Below are 18,479 nucleotides of genomic sequence, written 5' to 3' on the forward strand. Positions count from 1 at the left end.
GACTGCCGGAGCAGTCGGGGGCGGAGGAAAGAGAAGAAGAACGGACGGCCCGATCCGGCGGGGCGATCAGCCGAGCCGCGTGAGGCGGGTGGTGAAGGAGGGCTCGGACAGGGCAGTGCCGACCGCCACCGGGACGCTCTTCGCGCCCGCGCCCTCCCCCGCCGTCAGCACGCCGATCTCGGTGCCCGCAGGAGCCTCGTGCGGTACCGCGCCCGCCTTGTCCTTGGACCCGAGCGTCAGACGGAGCTTCTGGCCGGGCGTCCCGATGGCGTCGAGGTTCTTCGTCGCCACCAGCGGGGTGCGGCCGCCGAGGCCGTCGTCCACGTAGCCGACCGTCTGGCCCTTGCGGACCACCCGCGCCGAGCCCAGCGCGCCGCGGACCGCCTCGATGACCTTCTTGCTGTTCTCCAGCACCAGGGCCAGGCTCCGGGTCGCGTTCGGGTCGGAGCCCTCCGCGCGCTGCTCCATCAACGCGCCCAGGATCATCGGCGTCTCGTCGCCCACGGACTTGTAACCCGCCCACATCAACGCGCCACCGGCCGGGGTGCTCGACCCCGTCTTGATCCCGCGGACGCTCAGCTCGGGAGCGCTGAGCAGGCTGTTGTTGTTGATGAGCCGCTGGGAGAGGTTCTTGATCTCGGCGTCGGGCAGCAGCACCACCGAACGGAACACCTCGTTCTTCATCACCGCCTCGGCCAGCTTGAGCTGGTCCACGGCCGTGCTGACCGTACCCGCGTCCAGGCCGCTGGGATCCGTGTACTTGGTGTCCTTCATGCCCAGCTCCGCCGCGGCGGCGTTCATCTTCCGCACGAACTCCGCCTCCGAGCCGCCGCTGTCCCACCGGGCCAACAGTCGGGCGACGTTGTTCCCGGAGGGGATCATCAACATCTTGAGCATGTCCAGCTGGCTGTACGTACTGCCCTCGGTGAGGCCCTCGATGCGGGACTCGTGCTCGGACTTGCCGTCGGCCACGGTCTTCGCGTCGACCTCGATGCCGGGGCCGTCCTGGCCCTTGCGGAGCGGGTGGCCCTTGAGCAGCACGTAGGCCGTCATGACCTTCGCGACGCTCGCCGTCGGCACCGGCTTCTGCTCCCCGAAGGTGCTGATCGTCCCGGAGCCGGGCACCCGCACGGCACCCTGCCCGCCGGCGGGCCACGGCACGGAGAACGCACCGGGCACGGCGTGCGTCTGCTCGGCCGCAACGAGCCGGGTGTCGGGGAGCGGCCGCAGCAACTGCGCCCCCGCCACGGCCCCGAGGGCGAGCAGCAGGATCGGCGTCCAGATCTTGACCCGGCGCACGGCGGTCCGACGCGGGGTCTCCGGCGGCTCCGGGGTGTTGGTCAACTGCGCGAGCAGATCGAGGGGCTCGGCCTGCGCCTGCTCGGGGGTGCGGGGGCCGGCCGGTGCCTGCGGGGCCGCGGCCGGGGTGGGCCTGGGAGTGGGCGTGGGAGTGCGTACCGGTGCGGGCGGGCGGGCGGCTGCGGTCCCGGCGGCCGTGCCGACGGGGCGGACGGGGACGCGCGGAAGGACCGCCGTCCGCTCGGCCGGGGCGTCGAGGTCCTTGAGCGGGATGAACGTACTGGTGCGCTCGGGGTCGTCCGCGGGGTCCGGTGCGGAGTCGGTACCCGGGTCCGCGCCGGGGCGCTTGCCGCCGGCGGCGGTCGGCTGCTGCTCGCGGACCTCGGGCAGCACTTCGGTCAGGGCTTCGTTCGCGGCTGCGGCCGGCGCTGAGGCCGGCACCGACGCCGACGCCGACGGGGAAGACTCTGCGGCGGGCTGCGGGGAGGGCTCGACGGACTTCCCGGGATCGGCGGTACCGGAGTCCGGGCGCCGCGCCCAGGAGGGGACCCGGCGGTCCGACTCGGGAGCGACCGGGTCGCTGCCCGCCGGGGTGGTCCGCGTGACGTTCTTCAGGTTCAGCGTCGCGGGCGCGTGCTCACGCACGGGCACCTGTTCCGACTCCGTTCGCTGCTCCCGAGCCGGTTCCGGTCCGGATCCGGGATCGCCCTCCGACCCGGAGCCGGACTCGGCCGTGACGGCAGCGGCACGGGGCTCGGTGCCCTGCTCGGGGTCGTGACCCTGCTCGGGCTCGGCGGGAGTGTCGGCCCGCACCGCGGAGCGCGGATCGGGCACCGAGGCGCGCGGCGCCGGCTCCGCGTCAGCCTCGGACTCCTCGGCCGTCGGGCCGGCTGCGGAGGCGGGCACGGGGGACGCTGCCGTCCGAGGATCCGACACCGGTACGGACTCGGCCCCCGAAGCAGTCGCGCACCCCGAAGCCGTCGCGGGCCCCGAAGCCGTCGCGGAGTCAGACACCGACTCGGAGTCGGACACCGACCCGGACTCCGACGCGGCTTCGGACCCCGACGCGGATTCCGGTTCCGTCTCGGACACCGATTCCGATGCTGGGCCGGGCGCCGGTTCGGGCGCCGGTTCGGACGCCGGCTCCGGGTGCGGTTCCCGTTCGACCGTCCGCCCGGGGGTGTCCGTGACCGTCGGGGCCGTGGCCTCTTCCGGTCCCGTGCTCTTCGGGGAGCCGCCCGTCACCGCTTCCGTGTTCATCCCAGCCCAGTCCTTCTTGCCGTTGCGTGCGACGGCGCCGCATCAGGGCGCCGTCGCAAGGAAGGATGTCCGGGGTCGCCCAGTCGTTCCCGCGATCGGATCTTGTGACCGACCGGTCATATTCCGGCCGGCGACCCGATGCCGTCGGGGGCGTCCACCGAGACGCCACTCGGGGTGCCGGCCGCGCCCTCGGTCCCGTACCCCGCTTCGGCGGCGGAGTGCCCGGAGGCGAAGGTGAACGCGCGGGGGGTGGGGCCGTTGGCGCGCAGCTCCGCGAGTCGTTCCAGCGCCTCGTGCACGGTCGGTACGTATCCGGCGGGCACCCACCACAGGACGAGGTGGTGGGCCTCCACGTGACGGTCGAACCACTCGCGGCGGCGGCGCATCACGTCCAGGTGCCCGCTGCGGTAGGTGAAGTCCCAGAGCGCCTCCTGGGATTCCCACATCGACATGTTGACGATGACGTCCTCTCCGGCCGGACGCATCCCCGTCGCGTCGGTCTCCCCTTCCTCCGCGAGGCGCCACACGAAGCCGGGCGTGCCGTCGGCGGCGGCGTTGACGGGTGCGAGGAGGTCCACGAACGGCTTCATGCGGGGGTCGTCGAGCGGGTAGCGGAGCGTGGCCACGTTGATCTGGGCCAGGTGGGCGGCGGGCTCGCGGCCGTCGGCGGCGACGGCGTCTTCCGTGGCATCGGCATCGGCGGGCAGGGCGGAGGCGTGCGGGGATGCGGTCATGGGTCACATCCCAGCACGGGCTGGTTTTCTATGTCAATGAATATTGTTTTTAGAGTGGTTCCCCACCGGAGGCGCCCCCGGGAACCTCCTCGACCACCACGCAGCACTCGCCCGGGCGGGCGTCCATCCGCGCGCGGAGGGGACCGTCCGTTCCGATGAGCCCTTCCAGCAAGGCGAGGTTCATCCCGCACACGAGGGGCGGGTAGCGCTCGGCCACGGCGTGGAAGGGGCAGTTGCGCATCCGGACCACCATCGCGCCCTCGTCGGCCGGCCTCCCGCCCTCGCCCCCGGCCCCGGCCCCACTCTTCGTCTCAGGGGCGGCAGGTTCGGTGTGGGGCTCGTACCCGCGGGCCGCGAGCGTGTCGGCGGCCTCCGCGAGGTCCGCGCAGGGGGGCGCCGCGCCGCGCAGGGCCTCGCCCCGGCGGCGCGCGGCGGCGCAGAGCTCGGCGTCGAGTCCGGCCTCCTCGGCCGCCTCCGCGAGCAGTTCGGCGGCGGTGCGGTAGTCGCGGGCGGGGAGGGTCACCGCCCGTTCGGTACGAGCCCGCGCGTACACCTTGGCGGGGCGACCAGCCCCCGGCCCCGAACGCCCCGTCAGCCGGCGGCTGCCGCTTTCCAGCAGGCCGGCGGCGGTCAGCTTGTCCAGGTGGTGCGCGGCCAGCGTCCGCGCGATGCCGAGGGCTTCGGCCGCTTCGTTGCGACCGACCTCGCGCCCCTGGGCCACCACGTACGCGTACAGGCGGCTGCGGACCGGATCGTGCAGCAGGGCGACCGCCTCGATGTCAGCGGCACCGCCGACACCACCGACACCGCCGAGGCCACCCGCGCCGCCGACGCCTTCGGCCCCGGAACGGGCGCGGCCGTCCCGTCCGGAACGCTCTTCGTTCGCTTCCTCCATCCGCACAGTCTAGAAACAACGCACGTGACCTTTAGAGCGCAGTCCAGGGCACCCGGCAGGCGTGCGGTCCGTTCCCCTCGGGGCACAGGGCCGCGATCAGCCCTTTGCGGACGGCGTGCCAGTTCCGCAGGGAGCACTCCAGCCGGACGTGCAGCTCGACGGGTTCACGGGCCCCGCCGTCCACTCCCGGCCGTTCCACGGCCCACTGCTCGGCCAGCATCTCGTGGAGCTCGGCCGTCGTCAGCCCGCTTCCCGGGTACTCCCGGACGACCTCGGTCCGCACGATCCGCACCGTGCCCGCCGCGTGTCGCCCCACGACCTCGTCGACGAGCCCCCGGACCCACTCCAGCCCCTCCTCGTCCGCGTACAGCCCGAACCCCAGCTTCCGCGTCCTCGTCCGCGTCCGCGTCCGACGCACACCCACCCCCGAACTCACGCCCACACCCGCCTCGGTCCGATTCCCGCTCCGTCAGACCGCGAAGGACTCCGCCGCCGTCAGGGACTCGACGAAGCTACGGAAGTCCCTGGCCAGCGGCACCTCGCTGACGGTCTCGGTGTCGAACCAGGTGACGGAGGGCTCGTCACCCTCCCCGCATGCGCGGTAGTCGAGGGCGATCCACCAGTGGCCGTCGCCGGAGAGCAGCACCAGTTGGCGGGGCAGCCGCCACTCCCTGACCAGCCGCGCCGAGTCGAGGACCGAGGCTCCGCCCTCGGCGCGACCTATGCCCATCAGGTCGTCGAGCGGGACGTGGTCCTCGCTCCAGGAGTTCGGCACTTCGGTGGGGAAGGCGTTCCACCGGTCCGCGACCTCACCGCCGTTGCGCACGCGCAGCAACTCCACCAGTGAGCCCGGCAAGCGGACCCCGAGCTCGCGCTCGGCCTCCAGCACCGCTTCGTCGGTCAGCGGGTCCTGCTTCCCGTAAAGCCCCGTGCCCCAGAACGACTTCTTCACCTCAGCAAAACCAGCCATAGCACGCATCCTAGAGAGCCGTACCGACGATCCGAAGATCCCCGTACCCCGAGAACTCCCGGAGATCCCTCCCGCCGACCCCGAGAAGACCCTGAGATCGCGGCCACCGGCCCGACCTGCCCGAATCCGACACCGGCACCGGATTCGGACCCGGACCCGGATCCCTCAACTCTCCCCCGCGTCCTCCGCGGCCCGCACCGCCCCGTACAGGCGGGCGGCGTCCTCGCTCGGGGGCAGGCCGAACTGCCGTCGGTACTCACGGCTGAACTGGGAGGGGCTGTCGTATCCGACGCGGTGGCCCACGCCGGTGACGTCGCGCGGGTGGGTGGCGAGCAGCAGGCGGGCCTGCCGGAGGCGGATCTGCTTCTGGAAGCGGAGGGGGCTCATGGCCGTGACGGCATGGAAGTTGCGGTAGAAGGCGGAGGGGCTCATGCCGGTCCGGCGGGCCAGTTCCTCGACCCGGAAGGGCTCCGCGTAGTGCTCGCGGATCCACTGCACCGCCCGGGAGACGTGGCTGAGGCTGCTGTCCGCCAGGCCGAGCTGGCGCACCGCCCGCCCCTGTTCGCCGGTGAGCAGGCGCCAGAGGATCTCCTGTTTGACCAGGGGGGCGAGCACGTCCCGGTCGCGGGGCTCGTCCAGCAGCCGGAGCAGTCGGACCACGGCGTCGAGCAGGGCGTCGGGGGCCCTGCTGACGGCGATGCCGGGCGGGGGGCCGCCCGTGGCGCGCGGAGTGGGGCCCGTACCGGAACGCAGCAGCAGTGCGGCCACGTCGGAGGGATCCAGCGTCAGGCCGAAGCCGAGAGCCGGATGTTCGGGCGTGGCCCCGACGAACTGTCCGGTGACGGGAAGGTCCACGGAGGCGACGAGGTATTCGCCGGGCCCGTACGCGAGGACCCGATCGCCCAGCACGAGGCGTTTGGAACCCTGCGCGATCAGTGCGAGGACGGTGCCGGAGGTGGCCGGGGCGGGGGGATCCGAACGGTCGACCCGGGAGACGAGGACCCCGTCCACGGGGGTGGTCCCGTCGGGACCGTTCCGTCGGGCGGACCGGGCGTGCCGGTCCAGGAGGGTGCGGATCTCGTCCAGGGACATGCCGTCATTGCAGCACGGGAGCCGTCGCCCCTTCCCGCATTCGGGAGGATCGTGCAAGCGAGGAGTCGGATCGTTCTACTGTCTGCGCAGGTCAAAGCCTTGAATGGAAGGGAAGAGAGAACCGGTCGCGGATCCAGGAGGAGATCATCATGAAGGTAGCGGTCATCACGGGGGCCAGCTCCGGCATCGGGCGCAGCACGGCGATCGAGGTCGCCCGGCGGGGCACCGGGGTCGTCCTCACCTACGGCGCCAACGTCGAGGGCGGCCGGGAGACGGTGGCGGCGATCGAGAGGGAGGGCGGCACGGCCGTGGCCCTGCCCCTGGACCTCGGCGACACGGCCGGGTTCCCCGCCTTCCGCGATGCGGTGGCCGCGGCGCTGCGCGAGGTGTGGGACCGGGACACCTTCGACCACCTGGTGAACAACGCGGGCGCCGCCCACATGGCCCTCTTCGAGGACACCACGGAGGACGACTTCGACCGACTGACGGGTGTGCTGCTGAAGGGCCCGTACTTCCTGACGCAGGCCCTCCTCCCGCTCTTGGCGGACGGCGGGGCCGTCGTCCACACGAGCAGCAGTTCCGCCACGGCGGCGGCCCCGGAGCCGGGGTACTCCGCCTACGCCTCGCTGAAGGGCGCCGTCAACGTGCTGGGACGGTACCTGGCCAAGGAGCTGAGCCCCCGCGGGATCCGCGTCAACACCGTCTCCCCCGGGCCGACCCGGACGCGCCTCGGCGGTGACGCCTTCGACCGCTTCCCGGAGCTCGTCCCGCCCCTCGTCGCGAAGACGGCCCTGGGCCGCCTCGGGGCACCGGAGGACGTCGCCGCCGTCATCGCCACGCTGTTGTCGGAGGACGGGCGGTGGATCACCGCGCAGAACATCGAGGTCTCCGGCGGCTACGCCCTCTGACACGCGGGAGCCAGAGGGTGCCGCCGCCCACCCGCCGGCACCCTCTGCCCCTCCCCCCGCCACCGCCCGCAGGCGAGCGGGGGGTTGGCGGGGTCGGTGGCGGCTGTGATGCTGGGGCGGCGTGCGACCGGCGGGGGACGGCCCGCAGTCCGAGGAGGAAGGCCCTGGGGACCGTGACGAGCAACTGGCTGCCGCCCGAGCAGTACGTGGAGACGATCGCGCGGGCCACCTCCTACGCCTGCCTCTACTTCACCGACCCCGAGGGACGGCCCGTCCAACTGCGCGCCGTGTACGGGGCCGAGCGGTGGCAGTGGCCCGGCGGCAACATGGATCCGGGCGAGTCGCCCTGGCAGTGCGCGGTGCGGGAGTGCGCCGAGGAGACCGGGATCCGCTTCGAGGGCGAACCGCGGCTGCTGGCCTCGGTGTTCCTGGCGGACCGGGGGCGGAGCTGGCCCGCGAACCACATCGGGTTCATCTTCGACGGGGGCGTCCTGACCCGGGAGCGGATCGCGGGCATCGTCCTCGACCCCGCCGAGCACGACGCGGTGGCGGTGCACTCGGTCGAGGAGTGGCGGCGGCTGATGAGCCCGGTGACCTTCGCCCGCCTGGAGGCCGTGGAGGCCGCCCGACGCGCGGGCACGGCCTCCTACCTGGAACTGCCCTCGCCGACCTGATGACGGCCGAGGGGCCCGGGTGACCCGGTGACCGGGTGCCCGGGTGACTCGGTGACCGGGTGACCGGGTAGGCCAAGCGGCCGACGCGGTCCCCCGGACGGGGGAGCGCGGCCCCGGCCCGGGCGCCGACGCCCGCTTTAGGAGGGATCGTCCGTTTGGATGGTGCGGACGACCGACCGCCCCTCGGAGACCCCGGAGCCAGGCATGAGGAAGATCAAGGCACAGCTGTTCATCTCGCTCGACGGAGTGGTGGAGGAGCCCGGCGAGTGGCACTTCCCGTACTACAACGACGAGATGGGGGTCGCCGTCAACAGCACGCTGGGCCAGGCGGACACACTGCTCCTCGGGCGCCGCACGTACGACAGCTTCGCGGGGGCCTGGCCGGAGCGCGAGGCGGCGGGCGGGCCGGACGCCCCCTTCGCCAAATCGCTCGGGGACGCCCGCAAGTACGTGGTCTCGCGCAGCCCGCTGTCCTTCACGTGGCGGCAGTCCTTCCAGCTCGAAGGGGAGTTCACTGAGGCGGTGACCGCCCTCAAGAACGACCCGGCGGCGACCTCCGACTCCCCGATCTGGGTGAGCGGTTCGGTGTCCGTGGTCCGCCGCCTGCTGGCCGCGGGGCTGCTGGACGAACTGCACCTCCTCGTGCACCCGATCGTGCTGGGCCACGGCAACCGCCTCTTCGAGGAGGCCGAACGCCCGGTGCCGCTGGAACTGGTCTCCTCGGAGACCTTCACCACCGGGGTCCTGAACCTCTTCTACGCCCCTGCCCCCGCCCCGGCCGACGCCGGTTACGAGGAGGCCCGCAACCACCTCTGACCTCGGAAGTCGCGGAGCGGTCCGCGAGGCGGACGGCGGAGCGGGCAGCGGAGCGGGTCGCGGACTACGGCACGAGGACGATCTTGCCCTGGACGCGGCCCGTCTCGCTCAGATCGTGGGCCTTCGCCGCCTCCGCGAGCGGGAGGACCTCGGAGATCGTCGGGCGGATGCCGTGCTCGTCGACGAGCCCGGCGAAGGCGGTGAGGACGGCCGGGGTGGGCTCCAGGAAGAACTCCACGAAGCGGATGCCGAGTTCGGCGGCCCGGGCGGTGACCTCGGTGCGGTCGACGCCGACGCCGACCACGTCGACCAGGATGCCCCCGGGCTTGAGCACGGGCAGGGAGCGCGGGCCGTAGTCGTTGCTGATGGTGTCCAGGACCGCGTCGACGTCCCGCAGTTCCGAGAAGTCGGTGAGCGTGTAGTCGAGGAGTTCGTCGGCGCCGAGACCGCGCAGGTAGTCGTGCTTGGCCGTGCGGGCGGTGCCGATGACGTACGCGCCACGGGCCTTGGCGATCTGGACGGCGAGGTGCCCGACCCCGCCCGCGGCCCCGTGGATCAGCACGCGCTGCCCGGGGCGCACGTCGGCGAGGGTGATCAGGGCCTGGTAGGCGGTGAACCCCGAGATCGGCAGGGCCGCGGAGCCCACGTGGTCGAGCGTGCGGGGCTTGGGCGCGACGCGGTCCTGGGAGACCAGCACGTGGTCGGCGTGGCTGCCGTGCGGCGGGGTCGTCCAGCCGTACACCTCCTCGCCGGGGGCGAACCGCTCGGCCCCCTCCCCCAGCGCCTCGACGGTGCCGCTGAACTCGTGCCCGAGCACCATCGGCGGCGGGCCGAAGAAGTCCACCTTGCCGATCCGGACCTTCCAGTCGGCCGGGTTCATGCCGGTGGCCCGTACCCGGACCAGCACCTCACCCGGCCCCGGCACGGGGAGCGGCACCTCGGCCTGCTCCAGCACGTCGGAGCCGCCGATGACGCGTTGCGTGATCACGCGCGTCGTCGGGGTGGCGGGGTCGGCGGCGGAGGCCGTCGGGGCGGTGGTATCGGCGGCGGCGGACAGGGAGGCGGTGCCGTTCTCAGTCTCGGTCATGAAGATCATTGTTCATTCAACAATCCACATCCTCAAGGGTTTTCGCCGGGCGTCTCACAGAGCAACCAGCAGGCCCTCGGACCGATTTCCTCCCGTTCCACGTCCGGCCGACCGCTCCCGTACCCTCGCCGGCCGGATCGTGGATCACCGGATCGTGGATCAGCGGTCACGCGGCGAGGGCAGAATGGGCAACCGACCACAGCGGGGCCGGAGAAGAGTCGGACGGAGCACGCGCATGTTGACCGGGATCGTGATCGACGCACTGGACGTCCCCCGCCTGGAACTCTTCTGGCGCGAGGCCACCCGCGGCCGGACCCACGGCCTGCGCCTGCGGTTCGCCACGGCCGCCGAGCCGAAGCCCGCCGGGCACAAGAACCGGCTCCACCTGGACCTCGCGGGCGGACCGGACCGGGAGGCCGAGCTGGACCGGCTCCTGGCGCTGGGCGCGCGACACACCGACATCGGCCAGGGGGACGTGCCCTGGGACGTGCTCGCCGACCCCGAGGGCAACGAGTTCTGCCTGCTGCGCCCCGGGCACCACGGGGTGCTCGCCGACTCCGGGCTCGTCGCGGTCTGCCTCGACGTGGCGGAGGCGGACCGTCCCGCGCAGGAGGAGCAGTGGCCGGCGCTGGCGGGCTGGCCGGTGGCCGAATCCCGGGAATGGGGCTTCCGGCTGCGGCGTACTCCCACCGCCCCGGTCTCCCTCCTCATGGGGCCGCCCGCGGCCCCCGCCCGGGGCCGGAACCGGCTGCGCCCGGAGATCACGGATCCGTCCCGGAAGCCGGGCGAGTACCTCGACAGCGCCGGAAACGCCTACCACCTCGTCAACTGACCGACCGCCAGGACGCGCAGCCCACGTCCACCGTCCACCGTCCACCGCCCACCACCGGCAGTCCACGGCCCGTGGTGGCGCGCGGCCCACCGTCCGCCTTCCACCGCCACGGCCTCACGGGGCCGCCGCCCCCACGGCCAGCCGGGTCACGTCCACCGCCGGACCGCCCGGGACGGGCACGGCGGCCGGGAGGAGCCACCACAGGGCGAGTACGGCGAGGACCGCCGCGCCCAGGGCCAGCGCACCGGTGCGGCCGTGCGCCCAACGCGCCCGGTACCGGACGGGGTCCTCCACACACGCCTTCGACACCACCGCCACGGCCACCGACACGAGGATGAACAGCGCGGCCCTCGGCCAACCCTCCCACGGTCCGGCCGGCTGCGGGAGGGCGGTGTCGAGCAGCAGGAACACCGGCCAGTGCCACAGGTACAGCCCGTACGAGATCCCGCCGAGGAAGCGCAGCGGCGGAGCGGCGAGCAGGCGCCCCGGCGCGGTGCCCGGGGCGTGCGCGAGGAGGGCGACCAGCGCCGCGCAGGCCGCCGAGTGCAGCAGCAGGCCGCCCCGGAACAGTACCGCCGAGCCCGCGCCGGTCCCCGAGGCCAGGGCCCAGCCCGCGCCCAGCGCCAGGACGAGCGCTCCCGAGAGGACCGTCGTCGTGCGGGTGCCCAGGCGGGCGGTGCGGCGGCGGACGGTGGGGGTCGCGGCCAGCGCGCCGAGGAGCAGGGCGAAGGCGCGGGTGTCGGTGCCCTCGTGGACGCGGGTGCTGTCGACGGGGTCCAGCAGCACCGCCATCGCCACGGCGGACAGCAGGATCCCGCCGGCCGCGGTCGCCGCGAGGGCCCGGGCCCGGATCCGGGCCGTACGGCCCAGGCGCCACAGGAGCAGCAGGGCGGGCGGCCAGAACAGGTAGAACTGCTCCTCCACCGCGATGCTCCACAGGTGGGCGAAGAGGCGGGTGCCGTCGGTGTTCCAGTAGCCGTCCCGTCCGGCGATGAAGTGCCAGTTGGCGAGGTTGGCGAGCACCCAGGGGGCGTCCGCGCGGGCCAGTCGGAACTGGGCGGCGGTGCCGAGGAACGCGGCCAGGAGCAGGGTCCCCGCCACCGTGGCCAGCAGCGCGGGCAGCAGGCGCCGGGCCCGGCGGCCCCAGAAGGCCGCCAGGTCCACGGTGCCGCGGGTCTCCGCCTCGCGCAGCAGCAGCCCGGTGATCAGGAACCCGGACAGGACGAAGAACAGGTCCACACCGAGGAACCCGCCCGGGAACCGGTCCGCGTGGAAGAGCAGCACGCCGAGGACGGCGATCCCGCGCAGTCCGTCCAGCGGGGCGATGTGGGACCGGTGGGGAACGACCGTCCGGCCCGGGGGAAGGGAGGTCACGGTCCGCACGTCAGCTGCAACCCAGCTTCGCGTACCGCTCGTCGCCGGTCCACGGGCCGTTCGCCCACGTGTCGGGGGCGGCGAGGGTGAACGGGGTCACCTTGGACAGCTCCTTCGTGAACCACTGGGCGAAGGCCGCCGACCCCTGCCGGCAGGAGTGGATCCCGTCCTTCGAGCGGTACGCCTTCTCCGCCGTCCGGTCGGTCCCCCACAGCGCGCTCGCGTCGAGGTAGGTGACCTTGCCCGGATGGGCGTCGGCCACCTCCTTCGCGGCCTTCGGAGCGCTCTCGATCTCCTTCTTGTGGCTCTTGTAGAACGCGTCGTCGGCGTCGAACGGCGGCGCGCTGATCAGCAGCAGCCGGGCCCCGGCCTTCTCGGCGGCCCGCGCGAGCCGTTCGTAGTCGCGCTTCTGGCCCTCGGGGGTGTCCCAGTCGTAGGTGGTGATCTGGTACGCGATGACCTCCGGCCGCACCGCGGAGATCTTGCCGGGCAGGTCCTTCCAGGTGCCCGCGCCGATCTCGCCGACGACCCCGCCGCCGCCCGCGGCCGCCATGGACGTGGCCTCGATGCCGGATGCCTTCAGAGCCGCCAGGAGGGCGGGGGACTCGGCGTCGGCGATCGAATCGCCCATCCAGAGCAGACGGGCGGGCGGCTTGCCGCCGCCTCCGCTGCCGGTTCCGGAACCCGTGCTGCCGCCGCTGTCCGTGCCGGCGTCCTGACGGACGGTCGCGGAGGACCGCCCCTCCTCCCCGCCACTCGATCCGGCCCCGCATCCGGTCAGGATCCCGGCCCAGGCACCGGCCGATCGTGATCCTGTCCGCGCGCGGCGAGGAACTCGACATGATCATCGGCTTGGAAGCGGGCGCGGACGACTACCTCGTCAAACCCGCCGGCAGCGAACTGCTGGAGGCCCGCATGCGCGCCGTGCTGCGCCGGGTCGCCCCCTCCCAGGACGGCCACGGGGGCCACGGGACGGGCCCCGGCGGCGGATCGGGTCCGGAGACGCACGGCGACCTGACCGTGGACCGCACCGCCCTGATGGTGTTCAAGCACGGCACGGAGCTCGTCCTCGCCCCGGCCGAACTCAAGCTCTTCCTCTTCCTCACCGCCTCCCCCGGCCAGGTGTACACCCGGCAGGAACTCCTCGAACGCGTCTGGGAGTACACCTTCCACGGCGACGTGCGCCTGGTGGACGCCTGCGTGATGCGGCTGCGCGGCCGGATCGAGGACGACCCGCGGGCCCCGCGCTACGTCCAGACCGTCCGCGGCTTCGGCTACCGCTTCGGGCCGCTCCCCGCATGAGGCGCGCCACCTGGGGGCGCGGGCTGCGGGCCCGGTTCGTCGTGGCCTTCCTGCTGGCCACCGCCTTCGGCTCCCTGCTGACCGTCGTCCTGACCTTCCGTCAGGCCCGCGAGGCCACCCTGGACCGGACCCAGAGCGCCGCCGTCCGCGACCTGCGCACCCAGCTCGACTCCCTCGCCCCCGACCTCCCGGTGCCGCCCAGCGACCAGGACCTCCGCAACCTCACCCTCCAGCTCGACCTGGCGGGCGGCTCGCGGGGCTGGCACACGACCGCCGTGTACGGGGACGCCGCCCCGGTCTCCGCGACGGCCGCGCCGGACACTCCCGAGGTACCGCGCGCGCTGCGCGAGGCCGTCGCCGACGGGGACCGCGCCGCCTACCAGCGCCTCGACCGGGCGGGCCGGGCCTGGCTGGCCCTCGCCATGCCCCTGGTCCACGGCCCGGACCCGACCGCCGGCGCCCGCACGGACCCCGGCGACGGCACCCCCGAGGACGACGTCGACGGCACGCCACACGAAACCCCGCCCCCGACGGAGCGGGCGGCCGCACCGGCCGCGCCCACCGGGATCACCGTCTACGCCGTCTTCCCCCTGGACAAGGAGGCCGCCGACATCAGCGCCCTGGTCCGCGCCGCAGAGGTGGGCGTCGTACCCGCACTGCTCCTCGCCGTGATCCCGGCCCTGCTGGCCGCGCGCCGCGTCCTGCTGCCCGTACGCCGTCTCCAGCACGGGGCCGAGCGCGTCACCGCGGGCGAGTTGGACACCCGCCTCGACGTCCGGGGAAGCGACGAACTCGCCGCGCTCACCGCCACGTTCAACGAGATGGCGGCCACCCTCCAACGCGACGACGCGGAACTCCGCCGCCTGGAGGGCAACGCCCGACGCTTCGCCGCCGACGTGGCCCACGAACTCCGCACCCCACTGGCCGCGATGAGCGCCGTGACGGGGGTACTCGACGAGGACGCCGCCTCCGGGCAACTGCCCCCGGACACCGCCGAGGCCGTCACGCTCGTCGCCGACGAGACCCGCAAACTGACCCGCATGGTCGAGGACCTGATGGAGATCGCCCGGTTCGACGCCGGCCGCGCCCCGCTGCGCGACGAGGAAACGGACCTCCTCACGCTCCTCGCCACCACACTGCGCCTGCGCGGCTGGACCGGTAACCCGCGGATCCTCCTCGACCTGCCCGCCGTCCCACTGCCCGTGCACGCCGACACCCGCCGCATCGACGTGGTCCTCGCGAACCTGATCGGCAACGCCCTCCGGCACGGCGGCCCCCCGGTGACCGTACGGGCCCGGGCGGAGGGACGGTACGCCGTCCTCACCGTCTCCGACACGGGTCCGGGCATTCCCGAAGACGCCCTCCCGCACGTCTTCGACCGCTTCTACAAAGCCGACAGCGCACGGACCCGGTCCGAGGGAAGCGGCCTCGGCCTCGCCATCGCCGCCGAGAACGTACGCCTCCACGGCGGCACCCTCACCGCCACCAACGGCCCCTACGGCGGCGCGCTGTTCACCCTCGGCCTGCCCCTCTTCGAAGCCGAGGACGAAACCGCGGGCGAAACCGCGGGCGGGGATGGGGGCGGCGATGGGAACACAGACGAGACCGAGGCCGAGGACCGGGCCGGCACCCCCGCACCGGAGGACCCGTCATGACCACGGGCTCGACCACCCGCCCGGCTTCACGTATCGGGCGGCGCGCACGGGCTCGACGGGTCACGCGAGCGGTCCCGTTCGGCCTCCTGCTCCCGCTCTCGCTCGCCCTGGCGCTCTCCGCGTGCGGGATCTCCCCCACCGGTCCGGTGGACGCCGGAGGCCCCGCGTCCGGGGCACCGCTGTACCCCGGCGAGGCGCGCGGCACCCGCCTGTACTTCGCCAGCCCGTACGGGATGCGCTCCGCCGCCCGCCCCTCCTCCGGAACCCCCAGCCCCCAACGGGCCCTCGAACTGCTCCTCCAAGGGCCCACGGAGAGCGAGCGGGCCCGCGGCCTCACCACCCGCATCCCACTCCTGCCCCGCACCCCGGTGGCCACGGCCGGCCTGAACTCGGTGACGGTAAGGCTGCCCCTGTCCGTGGCCGCGGGCGAGCTCGACATCACGGCGCTCAGCCAGATCGTCTGCACGGTCGCCCACGCCACCACCCTCGGGGACGCACCCCCGGACCGCGTGGTGGTGCGCGTCCACGAAGCGGGCGACACCCAGGGCTGGCCGCTGCGGTGCGGCCCCCAGTCCCTCGCCGTCCCGGCCGGCGCCACCGACCCCCCGCCCACCCCCGGCCCCTCACCCTCCTGATCCGGACCACGTACGCCCGACCCGCCTACGCCTGCTCCACGCGCGCCCGCGCCCCGCACGGTCACGGCGGTGATCGTGCGGGGCGCGGGCGTGGGCACGGGGCCGGGTCGGGATGGGATCAGGGGCGGACGGGACGGCTACGGCGGCTCGACGAGCCACCGGGTTCCGGCCTCACCTCCACCCGATCGGAAGCTCGTTCACGGCGAGTCGCCGTCCCGGAAGGGGCTCCGGTGCCGGTCGCGCGTGCGCGCGCTGGTGCGGACCGGGGCGTCCGCCGCGGACCGGCCGGGGCGCGGTACGCGGCACTGCACGTGAAGCGGTACGGGGCGCGGTGCGCGGCGCGGCACGGGGGCGGTCCTTCGGCAGCAACAGGACGGCCAGCAGGCAGGGCACGAGGACGAGCAGCCCGAAGGTCACGCGACCTCCCCGGCCCGCTCCTCTCCGCACTCGGTGGGTGGTGCCGAACCGCGCAGGGCGGCGGCACCAGGGGCGGTCCCCGCCGTGACCCGTACGGCCCCCGTCGAGCGGTCCCGAAGCGCGCGGGGCGCGGCGGGGGCCGACGGTAGGGGGCCCGAGGGGGCGGCGGAGGCGGTCAGTATCGGACTATGGCTCGCGGTACTCACGCCCGCCCAACCCCGCGTCGCGGTGTCGCGGCACGGGGGCCCGCCGCGAAGCACTCCCTCGGGGTCCGCCACGCCGTTCCTGCGGGGGAATTCCGCCACCCGTCCGCGTGACGTGGGCCTCCGGCCGCATCCGGGGGGGGAGGGGCGGGCGGTCACATGGCAAGCGTGACATTGCAATGGGATATGTGACGGTACGTGATCGCATGTGAGATCGCAGATGTCCCGGCCCCCGCGCTCGACACCCGTCACCTCCCTCCTCGACCGCCGCCCAGCAGATTCGTTTCTGCTGTTCAAGCCACTTGCAGCCCCCTCACCACCTCCGCTCACCCCACCCCTCCGCTTGACATGCAAGTAAATGCTTGCGTAACTGTTGGTGTGAGCGATGAGATGGACCAGGTCTTCAAAGCCCTCGCCGACGCAACCCGTCGGCGACTGTTGGACCGGCTGCGCGAGGACAACGGCCAGACCCTCGGTGAGCTGTGCGCCGGCCTCGCGATGTCGCGCCAGGCCACCGCCCAGCACCTCGGCGTCCTGGAGGCCGCGAACCTCGTCAGCTCCGTCCGCAGGGGCAGGGAGAAGCTCCACTACCTCAACCCCGTACCGCTCCACGAGATCCAGGAACGGTGGATCTCAGCCTTCGAGCGCCCCCGCTTGGAGGCGTTGAGCGCACTGAAGAAGAAAGCCGAGAAAGCCATGTCCGCGAAGCCGGAGTTCGTCTACACCACCTACATCGAGGCCACCCCCGAGAAGGTCTGGGAGGCCCTGACCGAGGAGGAGGCCACCGCCGCCTACTGGGGCCACCACAACGTCTCCGACTGGCGGCCCGGCTCCCCCTGGGAGCACGTCCGCGTGGACGGATCCGGGGTCTCCGACGTCGTGGGCACGATCGTGGAGTCCGAGCCGCCGAAGCGGCTGGTGCTCACCTGGGCGGAGCCCGGCGAGGAGCGGCCCGCCGGACCGTCCACGGTCACCTTCCAGCTGAAGTCGGTCGGCGACCTCGTCCAGCTCACCGTCACCCACGAGAACCTGCGCGACGAGAAGGAGACCCGGCAGATCTCGGGCGGCTGGCCGGCAGTGCTGTCCGGCCTCAAGACCTACCTGGAGACCGGTAAGCCGCTGCCCCTCCCCTACCTGGCCTGACGGCCCGTCGACACCGGACCGGGGAGGGCGGGGCGGGGGCAGGGGCTCGTACGGCTCGCACCCCGCACTCCCTCGCCCTCCCCGGGGATCCCCGCGGATCACTGCGGATCCCCGCGGGTCAGGCCCCCGGCACCCGGCTCCCCGCCGGTGCCGCACCCTCCCGGGCCGTGAGGGTGCAGCCGTCCTGCGTGCAGGTCCGGTGGTACCGGCCCCGGGACAGGTGCTCGATCAGACCGGCCGTCCAACACATCGGGCAGCCCTTCAGCGCCACCAGTCCCAGCGGCACCAGGAGCAGTCCGATCGGCCCGTACGTCAGGGCGAGGGCGACCCCGCCGCCCAGGAAGCCGAACCCGAGCAGCCCCCGGGCCACGTGCCGCGACAACGACCGACTGCCGAACCCCGCGCCCGGCCCCTTCCCTCCCGCCTTCACCGGCCGTCCCCCGTGCCCGCCAGGGACTCGCGGAGGGTGGCGCGGGCCCGGTGCAGGCGGGACTTCATCGCGGCCGTGCTGAGCCCCAGGGCGGCGGCCACCTCGCGGCCGGCGCGTCCCTCGATGTCCCGCATCACCAGCACCCGTCTCTGGTCGGGCGGCAGGGCGGCGACGGCCGCGGCCACCCGCTCCGCCTCCAGTCCGCGCAGGGCCTCCTCCTCCGCCGAGTCCACGGCGAGGTGGGAACGGCCCGAGTCGTGCGGGGGACCACCCGCCCCCACCTCGGGGCCGGCCCCCGCTCCCACCCCCGTGACACGGCCCCGTGCCAGCGAGCCGCGGGCCCGCCGCAGGCACTCGTTGCGGACGATGCGGAACATCCACGAGGCCAGCGCCCCGGAGGCCCGCAGCGTGCCGATCCTGCGGTAGAGGATGATCAACGCTTCCTGCGCCGCGTCCTGGGCGTCCTCGGGAGAGGCGCACAGGGAGCGGGCGAAACGCTGGACGTTCGGGTGCGAGCCCGAGACCAGCTCGCTGAGCGATCCCGGGTCGCCGCCCTGGGCGGCGGCGATGAGCCGCTCCCCGGGCCAGGTCGTCTCAGCCACGCGACCCGCCCCGCCCACGTCCCGATCCCCGTCCGCGCCGTACGAAGAACACGCACGTGCACAGCAGTACCGCCACCACCCCGACGCCGATCGCCCATCCCGTGGCCATGGAGCCCTCCCTCCGGCCCGGCGGTGTCGCCGGGTCCTCGCG

Annotated in this window: 19 protein-coding genes; 8 read left to right on the forward strand and 11 right to left on the reverse strand. The window is 73.7% G+C overall.

Features of this window, described 5'->3' with window-relative positions; genetic code table 11:
- Positions 1–66: 66 nt before the first annotated feature.
- From ABTZ17_RS00145 to ABTZ17_RS00170, 6 genes are all read right to left on the reverse strand, one after another.
- Positions 67–2,205 (reverse strand): D-alanyl-D-alanine carboxypeptidase family protein, encoded by a 2,139-nt coding sequence (locus ABTZ17_RS00145; protein WP_352193210.1) that lies wholly within the window; start codon positions 2,203–2,205, stop codon positions 67–69.
- A 470-nt stretch (positions 2,206–2,675) separates the two neighbouring features.
- Positions 2,676–3,293, reverse strand: a complete 618-nt coding sequence (locus ABTZ17_RS00150) for a DUF3291 domain-containing protein (protein WP_502994561.1) — start codon at positions 3,291–3,293, stop codon at positions 2,676–2,678.
- A gap of 49 nt (positions 3,294–3,342) precedes the next feature.
- Positions 3,343–4,188 carry a helix-turn-helix transcriptional regulator gene (locus ABTZ17_RS00155; RefSeq protein WP_352193211.1) on the reverse strand — a complete coding sequence of 282 codons (846 nt, stop codon included), beginning with the start codon at positions 4,186–4,188 and terminating at the stop codon, positions 3,343–3,345.
- A gap of 31 nt (positions 4,189–4,219) precedes the next feature.
- Positions 4,220–4,606, reverse strand: coding sequence for a hypothetical protein (locus tag ABTZ17_RS00160; RefSeq protein ID WP_352193212.1), 387 nt, complete (start codon positions 4,604–4,606; stop codon positions 4,220–4,222).
- Positions 4,607–4,657: 51 nt separating this feature from the next.
- Complete coding sequence (locus tag ABTZ17_RS00165) at positions 4,658–5,158, reverse strand: SMI1/KNR4 family protein (RefSeq protein WP_352193213.1); 501 nt, start codon at positions 5,156–5,158, stop codon at positions 4,658–4,660.
- Between the two features lie 165 nt (positions 5,159–5,323).
- Complete coding sequence (locus ABTZ17_RS00170) at positions 5,324–6,250, reverse strand: AraC family transcriptional regulator (protein WP_352193214.1); 927 nt, start codon at positions 6,248–6,250, stop codon at positions 5,324–5,326.
- A 149-nt stretch (positions 6,251–6,399) separates the two neighbouring features.
- Here ABTZ17_RS00170 and ABTZ17_RS00175 point away from each other — a divergent pair, with 149 nt between their 5' ends.
- The 3 genes from ABTZ17_RS00175 (at position 6,400) to ABTZ17_RS00185 (ending at position 8,648) form a co-directional block, all read left to right on the forward strand.
- Positions 6,400–7,158 (forward strand): SDR family NAD(P)-dependent oxidoreductase, encoded by a 759-nt coding sequence (locus ABTZ17_RS00175; protein ID WP_352193215.1) that lies wholly within the window; start codon positions 6,400–6,402, stop codon positions 7,156–7,158.
- A 173-nt stretch (positions 7,159–7,331) separates the two neighbouring features.
- Positions 7,332–7,832: an NUDIX domain-containing protein gene (locus ABTZ17_RS00180; protein WP_352193216.1), complete on the forward strand. Its 501-nt coding sequence runs from the start codon at positions 7,332–7,334 to the stop codon at positions 7,830–7,832.
- A gap of 204 nt (positions 7,833–8,036) precedes the next feature.
- The gene (locus tag ABTZ17_RS00185; protein WP_352193217.1) at positions 8,037–8,648 is read left to right on the forward strand and encodes a dihydrofolate reductase family protein; all 612 of its coding nucleotides are present in this window, start codon (positions 8,037–8,039) and stop codon (positions 8,646–8,648) included.
- A gap of 64 nt (positions 8,649–8,712) precedes the next feature.
- Here ABTZ17_RS00185 and ABTZ17_RS00190 read toward each other — a convergent pair whose 3' ends face one another.
- Positions 8,713–9,735: an NADP-dependent oxidoreductase gene (locus tag ABTZ17_RS00190; protein WP_352193218.1), complete on the reverse strand. Its 1,023-nt coding sequence runs from the start codon at positions 9,733–9,735 to the stop codon at positions 8,713–8,715.
- Between the two features lie 235 nt (positions 9,736–9,970).
- On the opposite strand from ABTZ17_RS00190, the gene ABTZ17_RS00195 reads away from it, so the two are divergent.
- Positions 9,971–10,567: a VOC family protein gene (locus ABTZ17_RS00195; RefSeq protein ID WP_352193219.1), complete on the forward strand. Its 597-nt coding sequence runs from the start codon at positions 9,971–9,973 to the stop codon at positions 10,565–10,567.
- A 114-nt stretch (positions 10,568–10,681) separates the two neighbouring features.
- Here ABTZ17_RS00195 and ABTZ17_RS00200 read toward each other — a convergent pair whose 3' ends face one another.
- Together ABTZ17_RS00200 and ABTZ17_RS00205 are read right to left on the reverse strand one after the other, a co-directional pair.
- Positions 10,682–11,941 carry an acyltransferase family protein gene (locus ABTZ17_RS00200; RefSeq protein WP_352193220.1) on the reverse strand — a complete coding sequence of 420 codons (1,260 nt, stop codon included), beginning with the start codon at positions 11,939–11,941 and terminating at the stop codon, positions 10,682–10,684.
- Positions 11,942–11,951: 10 nt separating this feature from the next.
- Positions 11,952–12,572, reverse strand: a complete 621-nt coding sequence (locus tag ABTZ17_RS00205) for an SGNH/GDSL hydrolase family protein (RefSeq protein WP_352193221.1) — start codon at positions 12,570–12,572, stop codon at positions 11,952–11,954.
- Between ABTZ17_RS00205 and ABTZ17_RS00210 the strand changes: the two genes are divergently transcribed.
- The 4 genes from ABTZ17_RS00210 to ABTZ17_RS00225 all read left to right on the forward strand — a co-directional run bounded on the left by ABTZ17_RS00210 (position 12,515) and on the right by ABTZ17_RS00225 (position 17,296).
- Positions 12,515–13,243 (forward strand): winged helix-turn-helix domain-containing protein, encoded by a 729-nt coding sequence (locus ABTZ17_RS00210; protein WP_502994562.1) that lies wholly within the window; start codon positions 12,515–12,517, stop codon positions 13,241–13,243. The genes ABTZ17_RS00205 and ABTZ17_RS00210 overlap by 58 nt on opposite strands.
- Positions 13,240–14,898, forward strand: coding sequence for an ATP-binding protein (locus tag ABTZ17_RS00215; protein WP_352193222.1), 1,659 nt, complete (start codon positions 13,240–13,242; stop codon positions 14,896–14,898). The genes ABTZ17_RS00210 and ABTZ17_RS00215 overlap by 4 nt, the downstream gene beginning before the upstream one ends.
- On the forward strand, positions 14,895–15,533 hold the full coding sequence (locus ABTZ17_RS00220; RefSeq protein ID WP_352193223.1) for a hypothetical protein: 639 nt from the start codon (positions 14,895–14,897) through the stop codon (positions 15,531–15,533). The genes ABTZ17_RS00215 and ABTZ17_RS00220 overlap by 4 nt, the downstream gene beginning before the upstream one ends.
- A gap of 1,010 nt (positions 15,534–16,543) precedes the next feature.
- Positions 16,544–17,296 (forward strand): ArsR/SmtB family transcription factor, encoded by a 753-nt coding sequence (locus ABTZ17_RS00225; RefSeq protein WP_352193306.1) that lies wholly within the window; start codon positions 16,544–16,546, stop codon positions 17,294–17,296.
- 118 nt (positions 17,297–17,414) lie between these two features.
- On the opposite strand, the gene ABTZ17_RS00230 is transcribed toward ABTZ17_RS00225, so the two are convergent.
- The gene (locus ABTZ17_RS00230) at positions 17,415–17,678 is read right to left on the reverse strand and encodes a hypothetical protein (protein ID WP_352193224.1); all 264 of its coding nucleotides are present in this window, start codon (positions 17,676–17,678) and stop codon (positions 17,415–17,417) included.
- Between the two features lie 44 nt (positions 17,679–17,722).
- Entirely contained in the window at positions 17,723–18,328 is a 606-nt protein-coding gene (locus ABTZ17_RS00235; protein WP_352193225.1) for an RNA polymerase sigma factor, read from the reverse strand.
- Between the last annotated feature and the right edge of the window lie 151 nt (positions 18,329–18,479).

Origin of the sequence: Streptomyces sp. NPDC097619, assembly GCF_040302735.1 — a bacterium.
Lineage (GTDB): Bacteria > Actinomycetota > Actinomycetes > Streptomycetales > Streptomycetaceae > Streptomyces.